This window comes from Candidatus Polarisedimenticolaceae bacterium, from assembly GCA_036376135.1.
GTDB lineage: Bacteria > Acidobacteriota > Polarisedimenticolia > Polarisedimenticolales > DASRJG01 > DASVAW01.
Window position 1 is genome coordinate 23,890 of record DASVAW010000144.1, and the last position, 24,963, is coordinate 48,852.

Annotated in this window: 18 protein-coding genes; 8 read left to right on the forward strand and 10 right to left on the reverse strand. The window is 71.2% G+C overall.

The window, feature by feature from the left end:
* Positions 1 to 8: 8 nt before the first annotated feature.
* Positions 9 to 1,880, reverse strand: coding sequence for a sulfatase (locus VF139_15060; GenBank protein ID HEX6852714.1), 1,872 nt, complete (start codon positions 1,878 to 1,880; stop codon positions 9 to 11).
* Positions 1,880 to 3,598, reverse strand: a complete 1,719-nt coding sequence (locus VF139_15065) for a hypothetical protein (protein HEX6852715.1) — start codon at positions 3,596 to 3,598, stop codon at positions 1,880 to 1,882. Before VF139_15065 ends, VF139_15060 begins: the two co-directional genes overlap by 1 nt.
* A 127-nt stretch (positions 3,599 to 3,725) precedes the next feature.
* Between VF139_15065 and VF139_15070 the strand changes: the two genes are divergently transcribed.
* From VF139_15070 to VF139_15100, 7 genes are all read left to right on the forward strand, one after another.
* Entirely contained in the window at positions 3,726 to 4,982 is a 1,257-nt protein-coding gene (locus tag VF139_15070; GenBank protein HEX6852716.1) for an efflux RND transporter periplasmic adaptor subunit, read from the forward strand.
* A 14-nt stretch (positions 4,983 to 4,996) separates the two neighbouring features.
* Positions 4,997 to 5,680, forward strand: a complete 684-nt coding sequence (locus VF139_15075) for an ABC transporter ATP-binding protein (protein HEX6852717.1) — start codon at positions 4,997 to 4,999, stop codon at positions 5,678 to 5,680.
* Positions 5,677 to 6,837, forward strand: a complete 1,161-nt coding sequence (locus VF139_15080; GenBank protein HEX6852718.1) for an FtsX-like permease family protein — start codon at positions 5,677 to 5,679, stop codon at positions 6,835 to 6,837. Before VF139_15075 ends, VF139_15080 begins: the two co-directional genes overlap by 4 nt.
* Positions 6,838 to 6,839: 2 nt before the next feature.
* A complete protein-coding gene (locus VF139_15085; GenBank protein ID HEX6852719.1) occupies positions 6,840 to 8,054 on the forward strand; it encodes an ABC transporter permease in 1,215 nt (404 codons plus the stop codon).
* A gap of 49 nt (positions 8,055 to 8,103) precedes the next feature.
* The gene (locus VF139_15090) at positions 8,104 to 9,729 is read left to right on the forward strand and encodes an acyl-CoA dehydrogenase family protein (protein ID HEX6852720.1); all 1,626 of its coding nucleotides are present in this window, start codon (positions 8,104 to 8,106) and stop codon (positions 9,727 to 9,729) included.
* Between the two features lie 44 nt (positions 9,730 to 9,773).
* Positions 9,774 to 10,751: a hypothetical protein gene (locus VF139_15095; protein ID HEX6852721.1), complete on the forward strand. Its 978-nt coding sequence runs from the start codon at positions 9,774 to 9,776 to the stop codon at positions 10,749 to 10,751.
* 67 nt (positions 10,752 to 10,818) lie between these two features.
* Positions 10,819 to 12,522: a serine hydrolase gene (locus VF139_15100; protein HEX6852722.1), complete on the forward strand. Its 1,704-nt coding sequence runs from the start codon at positions 10,819 to 10,821 to the stop codon at positions 12,520 to 12,522.
* Between the two features lie 18 nt (positions 12,523 to 12,540).
* Here VF139_15100 and VF139_15105 read toward each other — a convergent pair whose 3' ends face one another.
* From VF139_15105 to VF139_15130, 6 genes are read right to left on the reverse strand one after another with little or no spacing between them, the layout of a single operon-like run.
* Positions 12,541 to 13,869: a hypothetical protein gene (locus VF139_15105; protein HEX6852723.1), complete on the reverse strand. Its 1,329-nt coding sequence runs from the start codon at positions 13,867 to 13,869 to the stop codon at positions 12,541 to 12,543.
* Between the two features lie 17 nt (positions 13,870 to 13,886).
* Complete coding sequence (locus tag VF139_15110; protein HEX6852724.1) at positions 13,887 to 15,410, reverse strand: lamin tail domain-containing protein; 1,524 nt, start codon at positions 15,408 to 15,410, stop codon at positions 13,887 to 13,889.
* The gene (locus VF139_15115; protein HEX6852725.1) at positions 15,407 to 17,311 is read right to left on the reverse strand and encodes a 7TM domain-containing protein; all 1,905 of its coding nucleotides are present in this window, start codon (positions 17,309 to 17,311) and stop codon (positions 15,407 to 15,409) included. The genes VF139_15110 and VF139_15115 overlap by 4 nt, the downstream gene beginning before the upstream one ends.
* Positions 17,312 to 17,317: 6 nt before the next feature.
* A complete protein-coding gene (locus VF139_15120) occupies positions 17,318 to 18,571 on the reverse strand; it encodes an efflux RND transporter periplasmic adaptor subunit (GenBank protein ID HEX6852726.1) in 1,254 nt (417 codons plus the stop codon).
* Positions 18,571 to 19,446, reverse strand: coding sequence for a hypothetical protein (locus tag VF139_15125; GenBank protein ID HEX6852727.1), 876 nt, complete (start codon positions 19,444 to 19,446; stop codon positions 18,571 to 18,573). The genes VF139_15120 and VF139_15125 overlap by 1 nt, the downstream gene beginning before the upstream one ends.
* A gap of 1 nt (position 19,447) precedes the next feature.
* Positions 19,448 to 20,533 carry a hypothetical protein gene (locus VF139_15130; protein ID HEX6852728.1) on the reverse strand — a complete coding sequence of 362 codons (1,086 nt, stop codon included), beginning with the start codon at positions 20,531 to 20,533 and terminating at the stop codon, positions 19,448 to 19,450.
* Between the two features lie 436 nt (positions 20,534 to 20,969).
* Here VF139_15130 and VF139_15135 point away from each other — a divergent pair, with 436 nt between their 5' ends.
* Entirely contained in the window at positions 20,970 to 22,115 is a 1,146-nt protein-coding gene (locus tag VF139_15135; GenBank protein ID HEX6852729.1) for a YheC/YheD family protein, read from the forward strand.
* Here the strand turns inward: VF139_15135 and VF139_15140 are convergent.
* Together VF139_15140 and VF139_15145 are read right to left on the reverse strand one after the other, a co-directional pair.
* Positions 22,100 to 23,029, reverse strand: a complete 930-nt coding sequence (locus VF139_15140; GenBank protein ID HEX6852730.1) for a phosphatidylglycerol lysyltransferase domain-containing protein — start codon at positions 23,027 to 23,029, stop codon at positions 22,100 to 22,102. The two genes, VF139_15135 and VF139_15140, sit on opposite strands and share 16 nt — an antisense overlap.
* Positions 23,030 to 23,079: 50 nt before the next feature.
* Positions 23,080 to 24,963, reverse strand: a 1,884-nt coding sequence (locus VF139_15145) for a PQQ-binding-like beta-propeller repeat protein (protein HEX6852731.1), incomplete at its 5' end; no start/stop codon positions are given.

Consider the following 24,963-nt stretch of genomic DNA (forward strand, 5'->3'; position numbering starts at 1 on the left):
GATCCTCGTTACCGGATGTAACCGAGCGCCTTCAAACGCTGCAGAAGCTCGTCGGAAACGGGCTCCTGCGGGGATCCGCCGTCCTCGCCGATCGGCGCCGGCTTCTTGTCCGTCCCCCGGGCCCGCACGGCGGCGACCATGCGGATCACCTCCGGCGGGAGGTCCGCCAGGCGCGGCGACAGATCGGTCGTTTCGGCCGGATCGACCGCCAGGTCGAAGATCTCGAGCGGGGCCGCGGGTACGGCGACCCCCATATTCCTCTCGGCGGGCCACGGCGTGAAGATCACCTTGTAGGTTCCTTCGAGGATCGCGAAGCGATCGGGCCCGTATTCGGTGGACTCCGCGGTCACGGGTGCCGCGGGCGGCTCGGAGCCGGTCCGGCAGGCGGCCGCGAGACTTCGGCCGGCGTGGTCCGGGCTCGCGGGGACGCCCGCCAGATCCAGGAGCGTCGGGGCGACGTCCAGCAGGCTCACGAGCGCGCCGACCCTCGCCTTCGCGGCGCCCCCGTTCGGCCACCGCACGAACAGCGGCACGTGGATGAGCTCCTGGTAGAGCGAGTGGCCGTGGCCCGGGCTGCGCTCCACGCTGTGATCCCACAGGTCGTCGCCGTGATCGGAGGTCACGACCAGGATGACCTCGTCGAGGATCCCGTCGCGCCGCAGCGTCTCGAGGAACTCGCCGACGAGGCGGTCCGTGTAGGCGACGTCGCCGTCGTAGAGACCCCGCACCCATTCCCGCTCGTCCGTGGTGAGCGTCAGGCGGCCCGCCCGGATTTCCTCGATCTCGACATTGGTGAACCGGTCCCCGAGGCGCCCGCGCACGGCGGGGTCCGCCCGGTCGGCGTGGGTGTACGGGGAGTGGACCGCGTAGGTGTGGAGGAAGACGAAGAAGGGATCGTTCCCCGCGCCGCGGATCCACCGCAGCGCCAGGTCGAGGGAGCGGGGCAAGCCGTCGTCGCCATCGTCCTTTTCGTCGTAGATCTCGAACCCCTGGCCGAATCCGAAGGTGGCGGAGACGTAGCCGTCGGCGGTGAACGCGGCCGTCCGATAACCCGCTTCCCGGAAGTCCTCCGCCAGCATGCGGTGGACCGGGTGGATCTTCATGAAGTCGAGCCTGGCGTCGTGGTCGAAGGGGAGCTTCGAGGTGAACAACGACGCGTGGGTGGCCAGGGTCCACGGGGACGGAGCGATCGCACGCTCGAAGACCACGCCCTCGCCGGCGAGCACGTCGAGACGCGGGGTGAGCCCGCGCGGGTTGCCGTAGACCCCCAGCCGGTCGGCGCGCAGCGTGTCCAGACAAACCACGAGAACCGACGGCCGTCCGCGCGCGCGCATCGACCCGATCGCCGGATAGGCCAGGTGGGCGACCGACGCCAGGAGCCACGCGCCGATCACGACGCGGGATGCGACGGCAGCCGCCGGCCGCGGGGCCCCCGGCGATCCTCGGCGGAAGGCATCGACCGCCCGGGCGACCACAAGGCACGCACCGAGCCCGATCACGACCGCCATCCCGACCGCCGTCAGCTTCGCGCTGCTCGCCCCCTCGAGCGGGAAGGCCGCGGACCGGTAGGGCCCGAGCGCGAGCCGAACGCCCCACGCGCCCAGCCCGGCGATCAGGGCGCCCGCGACGATCCCCGCCCTTCGCCCGAACCGCGCGGTGCCGGCCACGGCGACCGCGACGACGACCGACAGGATCATGCCGGCGAGGCCGATGCGGCTGACGCCGGGCAGGATCCGTCCCAGCGCGAGCCACGCCATGTGGTGAGGCCCGTCGCCGTGCACGCGGCTCGCCCACGCCCCGAGCACGACTCCGACGGCCATGCCCGCGGCCGCGCCCTGGGCCGCGCGGACGACGATCCACGACATCCGGGACCTGTCCATCATCGAAACCGATAAACCGCGGCTCGCCGCGCCGGACCGTCACCCGTCACGAAGACCTCCTCCAGCCAAGGGCGCGTGGACGGATCGAACCCGCCGAGCGCACGTTCGCGCGGCGTGTGAAAGACGAAGTCGATGTCCCATCGATCGAGCAGCTCCCGCCTCCACGCGTCGTCGTCCGGCCCCGCGGCGTAGAACCGCAGAACGTCGGCACGCCGCTCCGCCGCGTGGCCGGTCAACGCGTTGTGGCCGACGTAGGTGGCGATGCCGGAGAACGGCGGGATGAACGTGCCGATCTCGTAGCACGCGATCGCCCTCGCCCCTCGAGGGGCGATCGTCCGCAGGGCCTGGAGCGCGCGGAACTCCTCCGCGCGGAGCCAGGACGGGTAGCTCAGCGCGCGGAGCTCGCGCCACTGATGCTGGTGCACGTAACAGGGGGTGATCAGGTTCAGGGGAGCGATAAGCGCCACGAGCCCCAGAGCGCGCATCCCCCGGCCGTCGGCGCGGGCGGGCCGGCGACGCAGGGACCGGGTCAGGCGCGCGACCAGGGGAGCGAGCACGACCGCCAGGGTCGTGCAGGCGAGCGCCGCCAGCGGGAACTGCAGCCCACCCATCATGCGACGCTGGAATCCGATCGGCAGGTGAATGAGAACGAGCCCGGAGGCGAGCCACGAGAGCATGACCAGCTGCGGGCGTCCCAGGGTGCGGAAGCGGGGGAGCACCAGGACGGCGAGCAGCGCGTTCACCCCGAAACACATGACGAGTCGGCCGGGCTCCGGGGTCGTCATGACGCCCTGGAGGTGCCATGCCCGGATCGCGGGGTTGGTGCTCACGAGGTAGAGGTCGTAGGCCACGGCGGGCGCGGCGACGAGCGAGGCGACCAGGGACTGGAACGCCTCGTCGCGGGGCCAGCGCCTCTCGGCGAGGCCCAGGAACAGCGGCACCGTCCAGATCGTGCCGAGCACGCTCACGGTGTCGAAGGGGTGGAAGAGGGTCAGGACGAACAGGACGGCTCCCGCCCCTGCGGCGGCGGCGGTCCGCCGCCGCATCCCGCGCCCGGGCTGCCACGCCGCGAGCATGAGCAGGAGGGTCGCGATCATCGCCGCGAACCCCGCCGTCATGTGCGGGAAGAGCATCATGCTGAAAAACGTGCTGATCTCGGGCATCCACCAGCCCGGGCTGTGAGCGGTCCAGTTCACGTCCGCGTGCCGCTGCAGGAAGGCGATGGGCCCTTCCCAGCCGCCGCCGAAGATGAGCATGACGAAACACGCGAACCGTTCGCCGCTCTTGTCGAACAGGCGCCGGGCCAGGGCGTAGAGAACCGCCAGCAGGATCGCACCGAAGGCGACCTTCGCCAGGCTGTACACCTCGACGACGTCCGCGCGGAACAAGCGGGCGAGCGTCCCGAGGGACCAGAGCAGGAGGTTCACGTAGTTCCGCGGGTGCGCGTCGACGGTGTACAGGTCGGACATGAAGAACCGGCCGTCTTTCGCCTGCTGCATGAACGACCAGTCCGCCGCGGCGTCGTCGAGGTAGAGCGGCAGCGTCCCGGTCAGGGCCAGGTCGGGGTAGTACCGCTTGTGCTGCGCGCGCACCGCCCACGCAAGGGGGAGCTGGGACGCGAGGAGAACCACGACGGCGACAAGCGTCGCGATCACGGGGAGGATCGGGCGCGCCGCCGTCGCCGACCCGGTCCCACGGTCGTCTTGGCGGTCGTGCACGCGAGCTTGCCCCCCCTCAGGGCGGCGGGGATGATAACCCCGGTCGCGGGCCGTGCGGGCTCCCCGAGCCGGGATCTCCCCCCGAACCGGCTTGTCACCACGTCCGACCCGAGCGAGAATCCGGCACTTGAGCGAATCCGGAAGAGCCGACGAGGAATTTCAGCGGAAGCTGAACGCCCTGAAGATCGACCGCGACGAGCGGGGGCGATCGGGCCTGCCCGTCGCCTGGATGGTGGTGGGGGGCGTCCTCGTGATCGTGGCCGCGGCTGCGGCGTGGTGGCTGTTCCGCCCCCGGCCGCTCCCGGTGCGGACCGCCCTCGTCGAGGAGGAGGTCCAGCGGGCGCAGGGCGGTCCGACCGTGCTCAACGCCTCGGGGTACGTCACCGCGCGGCGCCAGTCGACGGTCGCCTCGAAGGTCACCGGGAAGGTCGTCGAGGTACTCGTCGAGGAGGGGATGAAGGTCGAGAAGGACCAGGTCCTCGCGCGGCTGGACCCGAGCCAGGCGAACCAGTCGCTCGCCCTGGCCCGGGCGCAGCTCGAGACCGCGCGCCGTGCGACCGGCGAGACCGAGGCGCAGCTCAGGGAAGCGACGCTGCGGCTGAGGCGGGTGAAAGACCTCCTCGCCGGGGGAATGGCGGCCCCGTCGGACGGCGACGCCGTCGAAGCGGAAGTCGGAGTGCTCGAGGCGCGCCGGGCGACGCAGGAGGAGCAGGTGCGCGAAGCGGAACGCACGGTGGACATCGCGCGGCAGGCCGTGGCCGACACGGTGATCCGTGCTCCGTTCGCCGGGGTGGCGATCTCCAAGAACGCGCAGCCCGGGGAGATCATCTCGCCGATGTCGGCGGGGGGTGGGTTCACGAGAACCGGCATCTCGACGATCGTGGACATGTCCTCGCTCGAGATCGAGGTGGACGTGAACGAGGCGTACATCCAGCGCGTGGTGCCCGGCCAGCGGGTGGAGGCGACCCTCGACGCCTACCGCGACTGGACGATCCCCGCGCACGTGATCACGACCATTCCCGCCGCCGACCGGCAGAAGGCGACGGTGACGGTGCGGATCGCCTTCGACCGGCTCGACCCGCGGATCCTCCCCGACATGGGGATCAAAGTCGCGTTCCTGGGCGATGCCGGCGCCTCGACGGGACGGGTCACGCCCGTCGTGCGCGTCCCTCGCGCGGCGGTGCGAGGATCGATCGGCGAGGAGTTCGTGTTCGTCGTGAAGGGGGACGGGACGCTCGAGCGCCGCGCGGTAAAGCTCGGCCCGGGCTCCGAGGATCCGGCCGAGGTCATGGCGGGGCTCTCCGCCGGGGAGCGCGTGGTCACGGCCGGCCCGGCGGACCTGAAGGAAGGGCTCGCCGTCGCCGAGCAACCGGAGTCGAACTGAGGAGCGAGGAGCCGATGGCCACCCTGGTCGAAGTCCGGAACATCCACAAGAACTTCTCGCGCGGCGGGGAGAAGATCGACGTCCTGCAGGGGCTCGCGATGACGGTCGAGCGCGGGGAGTTCCTCGCGCTGATGGGCCCCTCGGGTTCCGGGAAGTCGACGCTTCTCAATCTGATCGGCGGGCTCGACCGGCCCAGCGCCGGGACGGTCGACGTCGACGGCGTGAGGATCTCCGAGCTCTCCGAAGGCAAGCTGACCGCCTGGCGGGCGCGTCACGTGGGGTTCGTCTTCCAGATGTACAACCTCCTCCCGGCGCTCACGGCCGAGCGCAACGTCGAGCTGCCGCTGCTCCTCACCTCGCTGTCGGGGGCGCGGCGCCGGCAGCAGGTCGCGACCGCGCTCGCCCTCGTCGGCCTGTCGGACCGGACCAAGCACTTCCCGCGGCAGCTCTCGGGAGGCCAGGAGCAACGCGTGGGGATCGCGCGCGCGATCGTCACCGACCCCACGTTGCTCCTGTGCGACGAGCCCACCGGCGATCTCGACCGGAAGGCGGGGGACGAGGTGCTCGACCTGCTGCAGGCCCTCAACCGGGAGCACGGCAAGACGGTGATCATGGTCACGCACGACCCCCATGCCGCGGAGCGGGCCGGCCGGGTGCTCCATCTGGAGAAAGGCGTGCTCGTCGGGACGGCGGCGTGAAGTTCTGGCCGCTGCTGTGGAGCAATCTGACGCGCCGCAAGGCGCGCACGATCTTCACGCTCCTGTCGATCGCCGTCGCGTTCATCCTGTTCGCGTACCTGGCCGCGGTACGCGTCGCGTTCAGCGCGGGGGTCGACGTCGCGAACGCCTCGCGCCTGCTGACCGTCAACAAGGTGTCGATCATCCAGCCGCTTCCCTACAGCTACCAGGAGGAGATCGCGCGCACGCCCGGGGTCGCGGCCGTGACCCACGCGTCCTGGTTCGGGGGCGTCTATCAGAATCCGAACACCGGCTTCCAGGGCGTTTTCCAGGCCCCGGTGGAGCCCGAGCCCTTCCTCGCGATGTACCCCGAGTTCAAGGTGCCGGAGGACCAGAAGCGCGCGTGGATCGAGGACCGCGAAGGGGTGCTCGTCGGGGAGACCACGGCGCAGCGGTACGGCTGGAAGGTCGGGGATCGGGTGCCGATCCAGGCGACGATCTGGCGGAAGAAGGACGGGTCGAGAGTCTGGGAGTTCAACGTCCGGGGCATCTACACGGGGGACCGGTCCGTCGACAGGTCGCAGTTCCTCTTCCACTACGCCTACTTCGACGAGGCTCGCGAGGCGGGGCAGGGGATCGTCGGCTGGTACATCCTCAGGATCGCCGATCCCTCGCAGTCCGCGGAGGTCGCCAAGAGCATCGACCGGCTCTTCGCCAACTCGCCGGCCGAGACGTCGACCATGACCGAGAAGGCACTCGCGCAGGCGTTCGCGAACCAGATCGGAAACATCGGCGCGATCATCCAGTGGATCCTCACCGCGGTCTTCTTCACCCTGCTGCTCGTCACCGGGAACACGATCGCGCAGTCGGTCCGCGAGCGGACTGCCGAGCTCGCCGTGCTCAAGACCGTCGGCTTCACCAACGGCCGGACGCTGGCGCTCGTGCTGATCGAGGCGTGCCTGCTCACGGTCGCCGGCGGGGGGCTCGGCCTCGCCGTCGGCGCCGCCGCCATCTCCGGCGGGGACCCGACCGGAGGCTTCCTCCCCATCTTCTACTTCCCGTCGCGCGACGCCGTCGTCGGCGTCCTGCTCGTCGTGTCGCTGGGCCTCGTCGCCGGGATTCTCCCCGCCGTCCAGGCGATGCGTCTCCGGATCGTCGACGCGCTTCGGAGGGCCTGAGCATGTCGCTGGCCAACGGACTGACTCAGGTGGCCGCGGTCACGCTGACGGCGCTCCGGACGATCCCGCAGCGTCGAGGCCCTTCGCTCGCGACCGTCACCGGGATCGCCGGCGTCGTCGCGGTGCTCGTCGCGGTTCTCTCGATCGGCGAGGGATTCCGCAGGACGCTCCGGGAGGCCGGCTCGCCGCGCAACGCGCTGGTCATGAGGGCGGGCAGCGACAGCGAGATGATGAGCGTCCTCGTCGGCGATTCCGTCGACATCATCGCGCAGGCGCCGGGGATCGCGCGCGGCGCGACCGCGCCCGGCGAGGCGGCCGTTCCCCTCTCCTCCGCCGAGCTGTTCGTCGTCGTCGACGTCCCCAAGTCCACGACCGGAACGCCCGCGAACGTCCCGCTGCGCGGCGTGCAGCCCGCCGCCTTCGCGGCGCGTCCCGAATTGACGATCGTCGAGGGTCGCGCGTTCGAGTGGGGAAGGAACGAGGTCCTCGTCGGGGACGCCGCGCGGCGCCAGTTCCGCGGCCTCGAGGTCGGTTCGAAGGTCAAGTGGGGGGAGAACGTCTGGACCGTCGTCGGCGCCTTCGCCGCCAACGGGGCGATCTGGGAGTCCGAGATCTGGACCGACGCACGTGTGCTGCAGCCCGCGTACCGGCGCGGGAACTCGTTCCAGACGGTCGTCGCGCGCCTCGAGAGTCCCGACGCCTTCGACCGGTTCAAGGACGCATTGACGAAGGACCCGAGGCTCGACGTGCAGGTGCTGCGCGAGAGCGAATACTACGGAAACCAGGGGCGGACGCTCCAGGCGGTGATCCGGAACCTGGGGTTCGTCCTCGCCGCGCTGATGGGGATCGGCGCGGTCTTCGGGGCCCTGAACACGATGTACTCCGCGGTCGCGGCGCGGACGCGCGAGGTGGCGACGTTGCGCGCGCTGGGATTCGGTCGCGTGGCGGTCGTCGTCTCGGTCCTCGCCGAGTCCTTGTGCCTGGCGCTGGCGGGGGCCGTGATCGGCGCGTGCGGCGCGTGGCTGTTCTTCGACGGTTACCGCACCTCCACGCTCAACTGGGACACCTTCAGCCAGGTCTCCTTCGCCTTCGACGTCACCCCCGCGCTCATGGCCCAGGGCGTGGCGTTCGCCCTGGTCCTGGGGCTTGCCGGAGGGATCCTCCCGGCGATCCGCGCCGCGCGACTTCCCGTGACGGCGGCGCTGCGGGAGGCGTGAGTCGGCCTGCGCGTCCGGGCGTATGCTCTCCGTTCCGAGGAGCATCGACATGGATGCCGTCGAACAGGGCCGGGACGATCTCGGCGCGTGGCTCGCGGGCCAGCCGGTCAACTTCTTCGAAGCCGACCCGCTGTTGCAGATCCTCGTCCGCGATGCGATCCCCGCCGACCGCATCGAGGTCCTGAGGCGGTTCGGCGCCGTGGCGGCGGGGCCCCTCGACGCCGCCGTCGTCGAGAACAACCGCGCGGGGAACCTGCCCGTCCTCGCAACCCACGACGCGGTCGGACGGCACGTGGCGGGGTTCGCGCACCACCCGAGTTATCACCGGGCGGGCGCGCTGATCTACGGCAGCGGGATCATGGCCGCCTACGAGACGGTCCCGAACCCGCACCGGTTCATCCTCGCCTTGTTCTACCTCTCCTCCCACGTGGGGGAAGGCGGTCACAACTGCCCGCTGGCCTGCACGGCGGGCGCGATCCGCGCCCTGCAGGCGCTGGGCACCGACTCCCAGCGGGCGACGTGGCTCCCGCGCCTGCTGCGCCCGGTCTACGGCGAACATGCCGCCGGCGCGCAGTTCCTCACCGAGGTCCAGGGAGGATCCGACGTCGGCGCCAACGCCGTGCGTGCGCGACGGCACCCGGACGGCTCCTACTCCATCACCGGCGAGAAGTGGTTCTGCTCGAGTGCGGATGCCGACCTCTTTCTCATGACCGCGCGGCCCGAGGAGGGGGCGTCGGGCACGGCCGGGCTGGGGCTGTTCCTCGTGCCCCGCGACGCCGGAGGCGCGCCCAACGGATTTCGCCTGCGCCGACTGAAGGACAAGCTGGGAACGCGCTCCATGGTCACGGCCGAGATCGAGTTCGACGGCGCCCGCGCCGAGGCGTTGGGGCCGATCGAGGACGGCTTCCGCAACGTCATGGAGCGGATCATCGACACGAGCCGGCTCTACAACGCATTCGCGTGCGCCGGGGCCGCGCACCGCGCCTACCTCGTCGCGCGGGGCTTCGCCCTTCATCGTCGCGCGTTCGGCGGGCCGATCGCCCGATTCCCGCTGGTGCGGGAGACGCTGGCGATGCTCCTCGCCGACGCGGAGGCGGCCCTCGCCGGCTCCTTCTGGCTGGCCGCGATTCAGGAGAGGGTCGATCGCGGGGACGCGGACGACGGGGAGAAGGCGTTCCTCCGCATGGGTCTGAATCTGAACAAGGTGCGCACCGCTCGACTGTCCCACGACGCGGTGAACCGGGGGATCGAGGTCCTCGGCGGGAACGGCACGATCGAGACCTTCAGCGTCCTGCCGCGGCTCCTTCGCGACAACGTCGTCTTCGAGAACTGGGAAGGCACGAACCACGTCCTCCGCATGCAGGTGATGCGCGACGGGGCGCGACGGGGGGCGCACGAGGGGTTCTTCGCCGTCCTCGAGGGGCGGCTGGGCCGCGCGGCGCTCGCCCGCGATCGGGAGGGATTCGAGCGGAGCGTCCGGGAGCAGGACACGTTGCTCCTGCGGCGCGTTTGCGACCGGCTGGGCACGTGGATCCACCTCGCCGCGCTCGCGGGAGTCGACGATCCGGCGATTCGCGCGCGGGCCGAGCTGAGCGCCCTGCGTCACCTGGCCTCCGACCCGATCCGGGACGGCTACGCCGCCCTCATCGAGCGCTGCGACGCGTCGCTGCGATGACCCGCCCTTTCCGGGAATCCCGTTATTCCTGGAGAGGTCGGATCATGAGAATCGTCGCTTCGATCGTCCTGGCTGGCTCGATCGGTGTCGCGCCCGTGCTCGGCGCGGACACGGGCAGCGTCTGCGTCCACCAGTACGCCCCCGGGAGGGAGTGCACCGGAAACGAGGTCCGGATCGCCAGGATCGCGCCGGTGAGCCTCGTCGAGGACTGCGCATCGGGGGATCCGGGAACCGCCCAGGCGGTCTTCCGGGTATGGGTCTCGGCCGGCGCCGCGAGCCAGTACGACATCGGGCTGTTCGTGGCGCTGGACGGGGGCAGCGCCCTGAGCGGCGCGAACTGCCTCCACGACTACCTCGAGCCGCCTCTGGAGACCTCGCCCGCCTACGGCGACGTCGACGGAAACGGCCGGCCCGACCTCTCCTCCGGTCCGTGGTGGAACGGCGAGCCGTTCGATCCCGTGGACGACTGCGGGGACCTCGAGGGCGGAACGGACGCCATCAAGACGCTGATCTCCGTTCGATTCGCCTGCGCGGACAGCAACCTCGACGGGATCGTCGACTTCTCGACGTGTTCGTCCTGGAGCGCCGGCACGACGTCGCACTGCACCAGTCTCGGGGGCGCGGTTCCGGGCGGGAACCCGAGGTGCGGCTGCAACGTCGTGGAGACGGGGGTTCCGATGCCCGGGGCCGCGGTGGCGTCGGGACGGGTGGCGGGACTGACGGTCGCCCGTGACGGCTCGGGTGGCTTGCTCCTCTCGTGGGCGGCCTCCTGCACCGCGACGGACGACGACTACGCCGTCTACGAGGGCACCCTCGGCGACTTCACGAGCCACGCGAGCGTGCTGTGCAGCACCGGCGGAGCGACCTCGGCCACGGTCCAGCCCGGACCCGGCGATCGGTACTACCTCGTGGTGCCGCGCAGCTCCCAGCGGGAAGGCTCCTACGGAACGAGCGGCGCCGGAGCGGAGCGCCCCCCGGCGACGAACGCCTGCGTTCCCCAGCTGGCGCAGGGCTGCTCGTAGCGGCTCCGGGCCGGCGTCGATCGAACGTATACTCGCCGGCATCGCGCGAACGAGGAGGCTTCCGCCCATGCGCATCGTGTCGGCAATTCTCGCCTCCGCCGCCCTGGTCGGACCCGCACGCGCGCAGGCGCCGAAGCCGGTCGTGCCCGACGACGTGGCGTCGAGCATCCGTGCCCGCGTCGAGTCCGGGGTGATGCCGGGCATCGTCGTCGGGATCGTCTCTCCCGGTGGAGAGACCTACCACTCCCAGGGCGTGCTCGAGGTCGGAAAAGCCGGGCGGGTCGACGAGGACACGATCTTCGAGATCGGCTCGATCACGAAGGCGTTCACCGGCATCCTGCTCGCCGACATGGCGCGACGGGGGGAGGTCAAGCTCGACGATCCTGTCGCGAAGTACCTCCCCGCCGAGGCGGCGCCCCCGCGCGAGGGGGAGCGGCAGATCACGCTCCTCGACCTCGCGATGCAGCGGTCGGGGCTGCCGCCGATGCCGGACAACCTGGCGCCCGCCGACCCGGCCGATCCGTACGTGGACTACGGGGCCGAGCGGCTGTTCGCCTATCTGCCGACGGCGAAGCTCGCGCGTCCGATCGGCTCGGCCTACGGGTACTCGAACCTCGGCGTGGGGCTGCTCGGCCACGCGCTCGCGCGGGCGGCGAAGTCCGACTACGGCACGCTCGTGCGCGAGCGCATCGCGGTTCCCCTCGGCATGCCGGCCACGGCGATCGACGTCGCACCGGCGCTCGCGCCCCGGCTCGCCCACGGGCACGACACCTCGGGCGCGAAGCCCGCGCCCGTCCCGGCGTGGACGTGGAAGCCGACGTCGAGCCTCGCGGGGGCGGGAGCGCTGCGCTCGACCGCCCGGGAGATGGTGCGTTTCCTCGCGGCGAACGCGGGGCTCGGCGAATCGAAGCTCTCGGGGGCCATGCGCGATGCGGCGCAGGAGCGCGGAGACGCCGGTTCGCCGAAGATGGCGATCGGCCTGGGCTGGCACCTCCGCAAGTCGGATGCCGGCACCCTCGTCTGGCACAACGGCGGAACCGGAGGATTCCACTCCTTCTGCGCCTTCGACCCGGCGACGAAGACGGGGGTCGTCGTCCTCGCGAACGGCAACGGCAGCATCGACGACATCGGGATCCACCTGCTCGACCCGAAGTCCCCGCTGCAGGAGGTCGCCGCGGCGCTGACGGTCGCCGAGCCGAAGCTCGCCCGGCTCGACGGGTACTACGACCTGGGCGGCGGCACGACCATCCACGTCACCCACGAGGGGACGCAGCTGTACGCCCGGTTGACCGGTCAGCAACGTCTGCCCGTCTTCGCACGTTCGGAGACGAGGTTCTTCTACCGTGCCGTTCCCGCGGAGCTGGAATTCGACGTGCCGGCCGAAGGGGTCGCCGGACAGGTGACGCTCCATCAAGGCGGACGCCGGATGCCCGCAACGCGGCTGGCGGCGGACGCGGTGCCCAAGGAGCGCGTCGAGATCCAGGTCGATCCGGCGGCCCTGGCGGAGTACGTCGGAGCATACGAGCTCGCCCCGGGAGCCGTCCTCGACTGCGCGATCGAGAGCGGACGGCTGGCCTGCCGGCTGACCGGCCAGCCCCGTTTCCCGGTCTACGCGGAGTCGCCGTCGGTCTTCTTCTACAAGGTCGTCGACGCGACCCTCACGTTCACGCGCGACGCGGCGGGGAAGGTCGACGCGGTCGTCCTCCGGCAGGGGGGCATCCAGCAACGGGCCGCGAGGATGCCGGAGGCCGCTCCGGCGCGCGAACCCTGACGGCTCCGGGGGCCGCGATCAGCGGCGCAGGTACTGGCTCTTCTCGACCGCGCTCGAGAGCTCGACGCCGGAGAGGCCGAGCCCGAAGGCGAGGCCGATCGCGAACATCGTGCGGCGCAGCCGGCGGTCTCCCACTCCGCGCGATCGAGATCGCAACGAGGCCACCTTCACGGACGCGAGCGTCTCGCTCGACCGGATCAGGTCGAGGGTCTCGCCCCGTGCGGACCGGGTGAGAACGACGGCGCAACCTTCCTGCGAAAGGTGCGGTTGCACCGCCCGCCGTCGCGCGGCCACCAGGACGACGCGTCGCGGTCCAAGCTCTTCGAGGAGCCTTTGGGCGTGCGGGTTCTCGGCGCCGACGATCACCGCACCGGAGGTGGCCGCGACGGCCACGTCGATCCCGAGCCGATACTCGGCCGGGTCGCCTCCGCCCTTCGGTTCGAGGACCGCCGCGACGCTCGCGTGGTCCAGCCGCAGCCCTCGGGCGACGATCGTCCGCGGGGAGAGGGCACACACCAGTTTCTCCACGCGCGGGTCCCCGAGCAGAAACCGGGCGCCGGCCCCGCGACCGTGCGCGTTGCGATCCACCGGTTTCCCGGAGACCGTGGTCTCCTGTCGCGTCGCGAGACCGACCGCGCTGCCGGATGCCCGGAGCAACCCTTCGAGGCTCCTTCCCACCGCGCCGGTGCCGCGCTCGCCCACGATCAGCGCGGTGGGGAGAAGGGCGGGCACCCCCACCGGGAAGGCCGTCTCGAGGATCGAGTCGGCGGAGTCCGCCGGGTCCGACGCCGAGACGACGCGCTGGAGCGCCCCCTCGCCCAATCGCAGGTACGAGCCGGCCAAGGGCTCGCAGGGGATGCCGCGCCGCCTCGCCGCGACCGCCAGGGCCGCCGCCTGGGGGGACCATCGGCGCCGGCGCGCGCGGCGCTCGAGCTTGGTCCTCAGTGCGCCGAAGTGGCCTTCGCGGTCCGGCGCGGAGGGATGGATCCCGGCGGCCGTCAACGCCAGCACGCCGGCGAGGGCGACGCGGGCGGCCGCGCGCGACACGCCGCCGGAACGAGACTCCCAAACGAGGTCGACGACTCGCGAGGAGGAGGGATCGCGGACGATCGTCGCGAATGCGGGTCCGTCGGAGGAGAGCATCGTACCCGCCACGGCGCGCTCGACCTCGAGGATCGCCTCGAGCAGCGCCTGTTCGAAGGGAACACCCGCGTCCCCCGTGCCGCGCCCCGCGAGGCCGCGAAGGTCCACACGCTGGGTGAAGACGGTCGAGCGGTGATGGACGTTGCAGCCGCGCAGGATGCGGCCCTCGAGGAGCCGGGGCTCGGCCCTCGCAGGCGTCGGCAAGGCGTTCCCCCTCGAGCTCACGGGCGCTCCGATCCTGTGCTCGGGCCGGGGGAGTACCGGAGCCCGCCGACTTCGGCGTGAGCGGTCCAACCGCCGCCGGGCGACGGCGGCCGGACGAGCGAGCGGGAGATGTCGAGCGGGGCGGGCCAGTGGTCCGCCGCGCAGGGCGCACCCGCGCAATCCCCCCAGGAAACACGGCGAACGATCGCGTTCGAGCCGTCGCGAAGTGCGACCACGTCGCCGCCGTTCGAGAGGCTGAGGCCTCCGGTGGCCCACTGCACCTCGGCGCCGCCGAATCGACCCGTCGGCACGCCGCCGCCGAAGACGACGAGCGTTCCGCCGGGAGCCAGCGCGCGGCCCACCGGGAAGACGTGGCGCTCCGGGTCCTCCGCGTCGCCGAGCGCCCATCCCGTGAGACAGACGGGCGTCCGGCCGGTATTGGCGATCTCGAGGAACTCGTCTTCGGAAGGATCGCGGACCCCGTCTCCGTTGGCATCCCCGGACGCTCCGGGCGGAGGGTCGGCGAGGATCTCGGTGATCACGAGGCCTTCGCCCTCGCCGGCTCGGCTCGGCGCGCACGGCGTCTCCTCGGGAGCGAACAGCAGGAACCCCGCGGAGGCCAGCACCCGCGCGGCGTCGTGGGCGGCGCGAGGTACCGTCGCCATCCTCCAGCCGAACGGGGCGTGCAGCTCCTCGGCCTTCGCCTGGGCGACTCCGAAGTAGAACCGGCCGCGCTCGAGGCGGGTCGCGCCCTGCGCCTGCGCCTCGGGGGTTCCACGAACCAGTTCGTCGCTCTCGGCGGTGGTCGTGTCGCGCTCACCGAGCAGCACGACGAATCGCATCGCGAAGAATCCGCGAAGGTCTTCCGGCTTCACCGGGCTTCCGCGGAGGCCGTACGGCACCGTGTTCCAGCGCGGTTCCGCGTCGGTGGGAAGGGTGTACCAGCCCGCATTCGCCGCCACCGCGCCGAGCGCGCGCGCTCGGGGAAGGAACGTCAGCAGCCGGTGGGTGAACTGGGCTCCCGCGCTGTGCCCGAAGAGGTAATAACCCCGCTGGCTTCCGCCGAGGGAGCCTCGGACCGCATCGAACAGGCGCTCGATCTCCGCATAGAGGTAGTCCTCGGGATCGCGCCAACGACCCGCTCGCATGACTCCGAACGTGTAGTCGGTGCCCTTCGGATAGGCTTCCTTGCCGAAGTGGGGCGCGACGACCAGCGCCCCGTACCGCTCGGCCACCGGAGCCGCGGCGCGGACGTAACGCTCGGCGTCTCGGCTCGCGCCGTGCATCACGAACCAGATGGGCCCGCTCGAGGGATCGAACGAGCGGCCGCGATAGACCCACGCGGTCAGCGTCCGGCCCTCCTTCGTCGCGAAGGCGACCCTGCCGAAGCCCCGTTCGGAGAGCGCCGACGCATCGACCCACTTCGCGACGGGATCGGTGTCGCGCTCGGCCTCCGGGGGTCGGGCGCAGGCGACGAGGGAGGGGGCGGTCACCGCCGCGGCCAGGACGAGCCTCGCGACCCAGGGTGCGGGGCGGCTCATTCCGCCGCCGACCTTCGCGCGGCCAGGGACACGACCTTGGCCGCGCTCGCGTCGGGGGCGCTCCCCGTCCGGACCGTCGCGGCGCCCAGGCAGCGCCGGGCCGCCTCGTCGATGATCCGTCGCATCAGGGCGGGGAACGTGTAGCCCGCCGCCGCCGCCGCGGTGACGAACGCCCCCCGCCTGTCGAAAAGGTCGACCCAGCGGATGTCGAGGACGAACGGCTCGCCGAACGGGGAAAGGCGGATGTCGATGCGCGCGTAGTCGCGGCACCCCGCGGCGGCGAAGGCGAGGCGGGCGCATTCGCGAACCCGTTCCGCCTGCGTCTCGTCGAGCGGCGCCGGGCAGATCCGGGTCCGCTCGTCCTCCGAGTCCTCGAGGAGCGGAAGGCACTCGAGGCTCTCGTTCCCGAGAACGGACGCGAGGATCCTCCGTCCGCGAACGATCTCCTCCACGACCGCGGGCTGGGCGTGATGACGCCGGATCTCACGGATCGCCGCCTGGAGCCTCTCCCGATTCCGGACGACGATCCGGGACGCGTCCGGCTCGAACCGCGGGCGTACGGCGAGCGGGAAGTCGAGATCCACGAACGCCTTGGGATCCGAGACCGTGCGGCACCGCGGCACCGAGACCTGCGCCTCGCCCAGCAGCGTCATCAGGACGAACCGGTCCGTCAACTGGGCCTGCGCCAGGGGGTCGGGGCCGGTGTAGGGGACGCCCGCGAGCTCGAGCATCGCCGGCACGTGGGCGAACCTGCCGCGGCCCTGCACGCCCGTCGCGAGGTTCAGTACGATCCCGCCCGGCGATCCCCTTCTCGGGTCCGGCGGCAGGTAGGCGGCGAGCTCGCGAAGGAGCGTCACGTCGCCCTCCAGCACCTTGACCCGGAACCCCTGCGCGCGCAGCGCGTCCACCGGCCGCTGCACCGACTTGGAGAGGTACTTCGCCGGTGTCCGGGGGCCGAGGCGGCCGATGAACCGGCTGCTCTCCTGATTGCGGACGACGGCGACCCTCGGTCTCTCGGAGGCGCCGAAACCCGCTCCCTCGACGAGCCGCGTCAGGCGCGCGGGCCAGTCCTCGAGCAGGCGAATGTCCAGGAACTCGGAGACGAAGACGATCGCGATCAGCTCCGTGAGGATCAGCTCCGGAAACTGGTAGGCGATCGGGGCGATCACCCGGTCGACCAGCGCGATGAGCAGGGCCAGCGCGATCGTCCATCCCGCCCGCCAGGCCGCCGTGACCGCGTTGTCCTGCTGCAGGGTCTTCGCGACCCCCTCGGCCAGCATCGCCATGATGATGACCGGGAAAAACGCGACACTCCAGACCGTTTCCGAACGGAGCCACGGTGCGATGAGCACGGCACCGAGCATGATCGCCGCGGAAAGGCACAGGATGACCGCGACGCGCGCGTACAGCGGGAGCCGGATGCGGCGGAACCAGGGGCGGATCGCGACGATCGTCCCGACGACGACCGCCATCAGGACGAGGCTCGGGACCAATCCGCTCGCCCGGAAACCGATCGCGATCAGGATCGCCCGGAAGCCGAGGACCCGGATGCCCAGGGTCAGGCGCGCGATCGCGATGAACAGGGCGCCCGTCGGGAGCATGAGCAGGTAGAGGATCGAGGGCCGGTCGCTCGCCGGGATCCACGCGAGGGTGAACCACTGCTCGAGGAGCTCGCCGAACTCGCGGAACGGACCCAGGCCGAACCCGTGCAGCGATTCACCGCCGGGAAGGGCCAGGATGCGGCAGAAGACCATCCCGAGCGGGAGGCACCCCAGCGCCGTCAGCACGGCGAGCGGGATGGTTCCGAGATGCCCCTTCCGCCGGACCAGCCGCCACCCGCTTTCGGCCGGGCCCAGCTCGAGCGCCGCTTCCTGCGCCGGCTTCGCCCCCTCGAGGTCCACGGCGTCCTACTCGGCCTTGCGAATCGCCACGACCGCCGACAGACCCGGCACCAGCTCCGGAGGCGGCTCGTGGAGCCGTATCCGCACACCCACGACCGGAGCGCTGCGCATCCTCGAGAACCGGGGCTGCGGAACCTGGGCGTCGGGAATCTCGAAGTCGGTCGAGAGGCCGATCTTGTCCACGACGCCCGCGAACTCGCGGCCAGGCAGGGAGTGGAAGCTCACCGTCGCCACGCTGCCGACGCGGACCTTCCCGATGTCGTCCTCGTCGACCCACGCCTCGATCCACACGTCCCGGCCGAGCCACATGGCGAGGATGGGCTGCCCGGCCTCGACCGATCCGCCGGGCTGGACGACCCGCCGGACGATCGCCCCGTCCTCCGGGGCCCGGATCGACGTCCCGTCGAGGTCCGCCTCGGCGCGCGCCAGCCTGGCGCGCGCGCGCAGCAGCTCCGCCTCGAGCACGCCGACCTTCCCTTCCTCGATCGCGATGAGATCGGCTTCCAACCGCACCGTCCGCCCCGCGGATTTCGCGGCGTCGCTGTTGGCACGGGCTTCGTCCAGCCGCGCCTCCGCGGTCAGTCGACGGGTCTCCGCGTTGCGCACGTCCTCACCGGACACCACGCCGTCCCGCTCGTACAGGGTCTGCCGGTTGGTGTGGTCGCGGCGGGCTTCCTCCGCGCGGATGCGTGCCTCCTCGGCCTGGGCCTGCGCCGCCGCGACCTTGGCCGCCGCCTCCTCCGCGGCCTGTCCGACGCGGCGCCGCTGGTGCAGGACGTTCAGCTGCTCCATGTCGATCGTCCGCTGCAGGGCCTCGACCTCGGCACGGGCCTCCTGCACCTCCGCGACGAGGTGCCGATCCTCCAGCCGCACGATCACCTGGCCGGCCCGAACCCGGTCGCCGACGTCCACCTCGACCGACTTGACGAGACCGGTCAGGCGCGTCCCGATCTCGGCGACGTGACCGCGGACGGAGGCGTTCTTCGACGTCACGTGGTTGGACTGATACCGCACCCAGAAGAAGAGCGGAGCCGCGAGGCCGAGGACCAGGAGCGGGACCAGCGCCCAGCGGGCGCGTTGCCAGATCCGTCGCAGCCCCTCGGCCGGCACGGGCGGCGCGCCGAGCAACCCGTGAATCGGATCGACCTCCGCTTCGGCCGGGGCGGCGGGGGGTGCCCCGGGCGCGGCCTCCTCCGGTCGAGTCCACTCCGTCGGCGCGGCGCCTCGGTCGCGGCGGCGCAGCTTGCCGGGATCTCCCATCAGACGCTCGACTCGGCGACGGCAGCCTCCGCCCGAAACGCTTCCAGCCTCGCCGGGGGGGCGCCGAACAAGGATCGTCCGACGCGGTCCACCAGCTCCCCGCGCGTGCAGAACGAGGTGAAGGAGTGGTCGATTCCGGGAACCTCGGTCAGCGAGACGAGCGGCTTCAGGCCGTATGCGGTGGCGGCGTCGCGCATCGCGGCGACCCAGCTTCGGGCACGCTCCACACGGTTGGTGCCCTGCTGCGCGTCCAGGCGCTCGCTGCGGCGCACGTTGCTCGAGCCCACGTCGTTGTGCCCGATGAGCACCTCCACGGGGACGCGGAGGAAACGCTCGGGGTTGAAGTTGACGCCCTCGAGCGAACGGCCCGGGCGGATGCCGTAGGGGTACTTGCGCGAGTGGTCGGGGAACGTGTACCAGCCCGCGGCCGCCACGGCGGCTCTCGCCACCCGATCCGGATGCGCCATGAGGTAGCGGTGGGCGAACTGCGCCCCGGCGGAAAAGCCGAACAGGTGGATCTGCGCGACGTCGGCGCCGCTCAACGAGCCCGCCTCCGCGAGGAACCGATGCAACAACAGGTCGACCCGATGGCCGCGATGGCGCCGGCCGAGACGCTGGTAGTCCATGTGCTGGTCCGGCGTGAAGACCGGGGCGACGAGGACGGCCCCCTGCTCCTCGCACAGAGGCGAGAACACGACCGTGTGCTCGAGGACGTTTCGGGAGATCCCGTGCACCGCGACCAGCACCGGCGCGCCGGGAGCGGCGGAGGCCGGCACGTAGATGAGGTACTCCTGGGTCGGGTCGCTCCGCAGGGCGCGCAGGAGGATCCGGCCTCGGGGCAGCGACCAGCGGGGGTGGGGTCGAGTGGCGGCCATCTCAGGCGGCTCCGATCCATCCGGACGCCTTCGCCTCCAGATGCTGTTGTGCCCGGCCGAGCAGCTCGATCGCCACTTCCGGGGACGCCAAGCCCTCGCGATCGTGGATGGGGAGCCCCGTGGCCTCCCTGGCCTCGGCGATCTGCAGGGGCGCCGCCGTGAGCACGCCGCTGAGAGCCAGCAGGGGGGTCGGCCGCTCCCGGAGCCATTGGACCCCCGCGAGCGCACCCATGGAATCCTGCGCCGCGAGCACGATCCCGCCGACGAGGCGGGAGAAACCCGGGCTCTCGAGAAGCGCGGCCGTCTCCCGCTGCAGCACGCCGTCGGCGATCTCGAGGACGACGGCGTCCACGCCGTGGGACGCGACGTGGCTCACGAGCGACACCAGGGCGCCCTCGATCTCCTCCGCGCCGACCCGGTACGTCGAAGCGAGGCCGACGTCCGTGAAGTCGAGCACGGGGTCGGCGCCCGCGTCCTTGAGCCAGAAGTAGTCTCCGCCCGCGCCCGTTCCCGTCACCTTGGCGTATCCGACGCGCAGGCCGGCCGCGATCAGCCCGCGAACGAGATAGACCGCGGACTGGGTCTTTCCCGAGTCCATCGACGTACCGACCACGGCGACGGGGGTGGGCCTGTACTCCGTGGGCGGTTCGACCGCCGGGAGGGCGTAATCGCGGAGGTTCATGCGTCGGCCGGAAGGGTCGCTCAGCAGGCCGATCGGGGTGATCTGCGTGGGCGCCTTCATGCTCGCGTGCCACGAAACCACGCGCGAGGCCATGCCCCCACCCGCGACGAGCTGGCAGGGCCCCAGTGTCTCCGGGACGAGCGCTTCGTACTGGTTCGACGCGTATCGGTTGCCGTAGGCCACCACGATCTCGTTCCCGACGAACAGGTGGCGCCGCCTTCCATTCACCATGTGCAGGTCGCCGTGCTGGCCGATGGCGTCCACCCGCGCCAGGAGGAGGTCCCCCGCCTCGGGTCGGCCCTTGGGCGCCAGAATCCCCGTCGCCGCCCCTTGCGGGACGCGCCGCGTGGTGAACGCCCATGAGGCCAGACGCAGACGGATCCGATCCCGACGCTTCTGATCCATCGCGCCCTGAAGCTCCGGGCGCGCGGCACGCATGTCGAGGTAGGGCGTAGGGGGCGGCGGGGACGACGACGTTGCGCTCGCCTCGGACGGCGAAGGGTCGGGTACCTCCCCGAGTCGGCGCGACGAATCCTGGTCCATCAACGTACCTGTCTCGACGGGGCGGCCCCCCGGCGTCGGAAGAGACTTCTTCGGTATGGCTTCTCGACCCCAATCCGGTACGCCCGCCGGACCGCTCCGGCAAGCGATCTCGACGCCGACGGGCGCAAAACAACGTCACGATAGCGCGATCGGATCCCTTCCGCGAGACGAGTCTCGAAATGGACGTCATTGAGAAGGAGAGCAGTGCCGAGAATCACGCCTTGTTAAACTTCCGGGAGTTGGGCGCGTGGTAGGCTGCGGTCTTCCTCGACGTAACCGGCAATCCGGCACCAGACGCATGAATCTCATCGGGTTCCATTACAACCGTTCGCTCCTGGACCGGCGCTGGCGGCTCAGTCCGTCGGTGGTCAATCGGGTCGCCCTGATCGACGCGGCGCTCAGGGAGGCCGGGCTGCGACTGTTCGTCTACGGCCCGCAGCACGTCCGCGCCGGGACCGACCACGTGGAGGGATGGCTGTTCGAGGACGGCAACTACCTTCCGACGACGGCGGCGATTCCGGTCGTGAACGGCAACTGGACGCACCGCACGCGCCGGCTGCTCGAACAGGGGATGGGTTACCAGGAGTTCGGACGGTGGGCCGAAGCGCGGGGGATCCGCATCTACGTCCCCCACGCCTTCTCGGAGCTGCTGGGAAACAAACACGAGACGTACAAGCTGGTGCGAGGGTTCCACGAGTCCCTGCACCCCCATTGCGAGCTGTACACCCGATCCGAGCGGCAGCTCGAGTATTTCGTCGAGACCGGGCGCCTCACCTTTCTCAAACCCTGCTCCGGCAGCAAAGGCAACCGGATCATCACCGTTCGTCGGGACACGACCGGGCTGTCCGTGACCCACTACGAGGCGGGAGCGCGGCGCCGCCACGCGGTGGCGTCGGTACGGGCGGCGGCGGAGTTCGTGCGCGGGCTGGTCGAGGGGAAGAGGCAATACGTGATCCAGCACGGGGTCGAGACCCTGCGCCACGACGGGTCGACCTTCGACATCCGGGTCACGATGCTGCACGACGGCGACACCTGGAACTGGCTGCACGAGGTAAGGCGGTCGCCGGAAGGCAGCGACGTCTCGAACGTGAGCCAGGGGGGGAAGACGGTCGTCACGGAGGAGCTGCTCTTCGACCTGCTGGGCCCCGAGGGTGCGCAGGAGATGCTCTACGAGCTACGGAACGAGTCCTTCGGGCTCGCCGCGTACCTGGAGCGTCTCCATCCCGGCGACATCCTCGAGGTGGCCTTCGATTTCGCGATCGACCGAGAGGGTCGGTTGAGGCTTCTCGAGATCAACACCAAGCCCGGGCTCGCCGGGATCGGCGCGGACGTCCGCATCTTCGAGAGGCGGCCCGAGCAGGAGCCGTTGTTCGAGCGCTGGGTGTATCCGCACGCGCGGCACCTCGCCCGCTTCCTCATCCGCAAACATCAGCGCCTGCGCTGAATGCCCCGGTACTCCGCGTGCATGCGTGCGGGGCGCAGGCTGTCCTTGAGCTGCCGGAGCCCCGGACGGCCCGCGTCCGAACCGTCGTTGACGAGATCGAAGTCGCGCAGTCGCAGGAGAAAGCTGCGGCGCTGGAAGTAGGCGAGCCCCGGTACGTCCTCGTCGGACTTGGCCTCGAAGAAACACCCGACCCCGGGGCGGATCTCGCCGCCGAACGCGAATCCCGCGAGGCGACCGTCCACGAGGATCACCTCGCCTCTCATGTCGGGCTCCCGGAGCCTTCCCGCCAACTCGAGGGCACGCCGGGCCGTGCCCGCGCCCCCCTCGGTTCCGTGCGCGGCGCGGTGCCGGTCCCTCCAGCGCCGGAGGAGGGCGCGGCAGTCCTCGGCGTGTTCCTCCGAGTAGGGCAGGACCTCGACGCGGGAGAGCCCCTCGACCCGCGCAACCTGGCGCCGAAGCGTCCGGAGGTTGTTCCCGCTCAGGTTCAGGTAGGTCTCCGGTCGATACAGGTACTGCATCCGGCGCGGCTCGAGACGCAGGCGATCGTGTTCCGACAGCGTCCCCGCGTCCTTCTCGTCGATGCGGACGATGCGCGCGGAGCGGTCGCCGTTGAACGCGTTCGCGCGCTCGAGGCAGCGCGCCAGGACGGGGAGGCTCGGAGGCAGCGGGGGAAGGTAGAGGTCCAGGCGGGCTCGTGCGTCGCGGACTCTCCAACGGAAAAGGCACAGGGAGTCGCCGTCCTCGGCCACGAGCACGGCGCTGCTCCCGGGGCGATGCTGCGCGAGCAGGTGGGGCCAGTAATAACCGAAGCCGGTCTGTTCTCCGGCCCGGACGGCGGCCTTGTAACGGTCGCGGTCCCCGTCGTCGAGGACCTTCAACCCCGCGAGAGTGCCCGATAAGTCGAGAAACGCCATGGCGTGGGGGATTCTAGCCAACCGCTCTCGGATGCTCCCCGCCGCCGCGCTCAGAAGGCATATCCCAGGATCTCGCGATCGCCGGGGCGGTAATACACGCGGCGGGCGACGTCGTCGACCTCGTAGCTCGGGACCTTGTCCTTGCCGATGGGGATCGTGCCCCGGACGGCGCCGTTCGACTTGTCGACCTGGGCGATCCCGAAGCCGTTCTCGAGCGGGACCATCATGAACTGGAAGTCCCGGGCCTGGGCGGATGCCTGGAATCGACGTCGCGCGAGCGTCGCATACGACGCCGACGCGCCCGCCGCCGCATCGGCGATCTCCGCGTAACCCCGGGACAACTCGTCGGCGAGCTCGCGCTCCAACGTCCCGTCGTCCCGGGTCGCCGCGTATTGGCTCAGCGCGGCGCTTCCCGCGCCCGCCTGCGCGGAGGCCATCCCCATGCGGACCGACTGGGCGATGTACAGCGCGCGGACCCACGCGGGGTCGCGCGGAGCGGGGTAGTGACTGCGGAACAGGACTTTCCCGTCCAGGTCGAAGCCGACCACGGACTGCGCCCCGATCAGGGTGACCCGGTCCGCGACGACCTCGAGCGCCCGCGGGACGTCCCCTCCCTCGAGCGCGACCGATCCCTCCCCGAGCCGCGTGAGCTTCGCCTGCGGCTTGTCGAGCCGCCACAACGCGCCGTCGTCGCGGGAGAAGACGTAGAGCGACGCTCCCGCGTCGGCCGTGACGAGAGAGTCGGAAACGACGGCGGCGCCGGGGAGCGGCGTGCCGGTGCGCGGATCGAAGACGTTCACCTCGTGGGTGGTCACGACCAGGACCCCACGCGCGAGCACCTCGGACCGCAGCAGGCGCCCCTTCACCTTCAGCGCCCTTTGGAACCGGAACGTGCCGGAGGCCACGTCGAGCACGTTCAGCGCGTACACCGTCCCCTTGTTGCTCCAGATGCCGTCCTTCCCCATCGTGACGACGAGGCCGGCGTCGGTCGCGAGGTGATCGACGATGCCGCCGTCCGACTCGATCCCCTTGCCGTTTTTCCCCCAGGCGGACCGTCCCGTGTCGTACTCGACCAGCCGGATCCCGCCATCCATTCCGCCGCCCGAGCTGAGGAGCGCTCCGTCGTCGAGCAGGACGGGGGGGTTGAGCGGACCCTTGACCTTGATCGACTTGGGCCAGACCGGCGAGCCGTCCTCCAGCCGGTAGGCCGCGTAGGAGGTCTGGACGGGAGGTGCGCCGTTCGTGCTCATGCCCTGCCCCGAGATCTCGGTCCCCACGAGAAGCAACCCGGGGCGCGTCGCCGGAACGAAGAGGCTCGCGACCCCCGAGCCGTCCCGGTTCGGGATGCGCCAGAGGAACTTGCCGGTCCGGGTGGAGAGCTTCCAGATCTCCGATCCGGAGGCGAGCACCACGGCGTCGCCGCCGACCTCCATCGGGCGGGACGGCACCGCGGACGGCAGCGAGGACTGGGCGAACTGGGCGAGCAGCCCGGCCAGCTTCTTCATGCCGGGGGAGGCTCCGCCGCCGACGACCTCGTCGTTCGACCACCGCACCTTGCCCGTGGCCATCTCGGTCAGGAACAACTTCAGCGTCGGGTCGTCCTTCTCCTGGCCCAGGATCAGCAGGCCTCCCGTGTCGAAGAGGACCGCGCGCTGGATCGTGTTGGCGATCCCCGCGGCGCGGGAGTCGAAGACGACGTGGCCGTCCACCGCGTCGAGGACGAGGGAGCGCTCGCGCGCGCGGCCGCAGGCCACGAGGAACAGCGTCGTGCCGTGGAGCACCTCGAACGATTCCTCGGAGGGGACCTCCAGATCGCCCCGGGTCCACGCGATCGCGCCGCTCGAGGGATCGACGCCGTGAAGGCCGCCGTCCGTGGCGACCACGAGCGGTCCCATCGGATGCACCCGCTGCCAGCGGACCGCCTGCTCGAAGCG

Excerpts from the sequence above, each read along its gene's own strand:
- VF139_15060 (HEX6852714.1), bottom strand. The coding sequence starts at position 1,880 with ATGGACAGGTCCCGGATGTCGTGGATCGTCGTCCGCGCGGCCCAGGGC.
- VF139_15075 (HEX6852717.1), top strand. The coding sequence starts at position 4,997 with ATGGCCACCCTGGTCGAAGTCCGGAACATCCACAAGAACTTCTCGCGC.
- VF139_15085 (HEX6852719.1), top strand. The coding sequence starts at position 6,840 with ATGTCGCTGGCCAACGGACTGACTCAGGTGGCCGCGGTCACGCTGACG.
- VF139_15090 (HEX6852720.1), top strand. The coding sequence starts at position 8,104 with ATGGATGCCGTCGAACAGGGCCGGGACGATCTCGGCGCGTGGCTCGCG.
- VF139_15095 (HEX6852721.1), top strand. The coding sequence starts at position 9,774 with ATGAGAATCGTCGCTTCGATCGTCCTGGCTGGCTCGATCGGTGTCGCG.
- VF139_15100 (HEX6852722.1), top strand. The coding sequence starts at position 10,819 with ATGCGCATCGTGTCGGCAATTCTCGCCTCCGCCGCCCTGGTCGGACCC.
- VF139_15110 (HEX6852724.1), bottom strand. The coding sequence starts at position 15,410 with ATGAGCCGCCCCGCACCCTGGGTCGCGAGGCTCGTCCTGGCCGCGGCG.
- VF139_15120 (HEX6852726.1), bottom strand. The coding sequence starts at position 18,571 with ATGGGAGATCCCGGCAAGCTGCGCCGCCGCGACCGAGGCGCCGCGCCG.
- VF139_15125 (HEX6852727.1), bottom strand. The coding sequence starts at position 19,446 with ATGGCCGCCACTCGACCCCACCCCCGCTGGTCGCTGCCCCGAGGCCGG.
- VF139_15130 (HEX6852728.1), bottom strand. The coding sequence starts at position 20,533 with ATGGATCAGAAGCGTCGGGATCGGATCCGTCTGCGTCTGGCCTCATGG.
- VF139_15135 (HEX6852729.1), top strand. The coding sequence starts at position 20,970 with ATGAATCTCATCGGGTTCCATTACAACCGTTCGCTCCTGGACCGGCGC.
- VF139_15140 (HEX6852730.1), bottom strand. The coding sequence starts at position 23,029 with ATGGCGTTTCTCGACTTATCGGGCACTCTCGCGGGGTTGAAGGTCCTC.